Raw genomic sequence first — 942 nt, 5'->3', positions numbered from 1 at the left:
CACAGCCACGAACTGAAGCACGTACTCCAGGACCTCGGCGTGCCGCCGTGGCTGCGCGAGCGGCTGCCGCTGCTGTCGGACGGCGACGGCCAGGTGCTGGCGGCCGGCGACCGGGTCGCCTCGGCGGCGTTCGACGCCTGGCTGCGCGAGCGCGCCGCCGCGCTGGCCTGGATTCCCTGGGATTGAATCCCTAGTAAACTCATGGCCATGGCCAAATCGCCCGCCGCGCCCTCGCCCGTCGCCGACTTCGAGACCTCGCTCGATGCGCTGGAAAAGCTCGTCGAGAAGATGGAGCACGGGGACATGAGCCTGGAGGAATCGCTGAAGGCGTACGAATCCGGCGTCGGCCTCTATCGCCGCTGCCAGAGCGCGCTGGAACAGGCCGAGCTGCGCGTGCGCCTCCTCGGCGACCCCGAGGATCCGGCCACGGCGCAGCCGTTCCCGGACGGCCGCGCCGGCGACGATGCCTGATCCGGCCTTGCCCGAACCCGGGACCCCGGCGCGCTTCGCGCAATGGCGGACCCGGGTCGACGCCACCATTGCCGCCGCCCTGCCCGACCCCGGCGCCGAACCGGCGCGCCTGCACGCCGCCATGCGCCATGCCGCGCTCGACGGCGGCAAGCGCATGCGCCCCTTGCTCGCCTACGCCACCGGCACCGCGTTCGGTTGCGACCCGGCCGCGCTGGACGCGGCGGCCGCTGCGGTCGAACTCGTGCACGCCTATTCCCTGGTCCACGACGACCTGCCGGCGATGGACGACGACGACCTGCGCCGCGGCAAGCCGACCGTGCACGTGGCGTTCGACGAGGCCACCGCGATCCTGGCCGGCGACGCATTGCAGTCGCTGGCCTTCGAACTCCTCGCGCGCGCACCGCTGCCGGCACAGGCGCGCGTGGACATGCTCGCCGAACTGGCCGCTGCCGCCGGCGTGCGCGGCATGTG

At 73.1% G+C, this 942-nt stretch carries 3 protein-coding genes; all 3 read left to right on the top strand.

The window, feature by feature from the left end; translation table 11 throughout:
* Positions 1 to 186: tRNA lysidine(34) synthetase TilS (gene tilS, locus QAA18_RS12725; RefSeq protein WP_279413459.1), on the top strand; the 186-nt coding region annotated here is incomplete at its 5' end.
* A gap of 21 nt (positions 187 to 207) precedes the next feature.
* Entirely contained in the window at positions 208 to 471 is a 264-nt protein-coding gene (locus tag QAA18_RS12720) for an exodeoxyribonuclease VII small subunit (RefSeq protein ID WP_279413458.1), read from the top strand.
* A 7-nt stretch (positions 472 to 478) separates the two neighbouring features.
* Positions 479 to 942, top strand: a 464-nt coding sequence (locus QAA18_RS12715; protein ID WP_279413457.1) for a polyprenyl synthetase family protein, incomplete at its 3' end; no start/stop codon positions are given.

This window comes from Luteimonas sp. 8-5 (genome assembly GCF_029763755.1).
GTDB lineage: Bacteria > Pseudomonadota > Gammaproteobacteria > Xanthomonadales > Xanthomonadaceae > Cognatiluteimonas.
This window is presented reverse-complemented; position numbering and strand designations above follow the sequence as displayed.

Bases quoted from the DNA above. Each gene is read 5' to 3' on its own strand.
- QAA18_RS12720 (WP_279413458.1), top strand. From the start codon at position 208: ATGGCCAAATCGCCCGCCGCGCCCTCGCCCGTCGCCGACTTCGAGACC.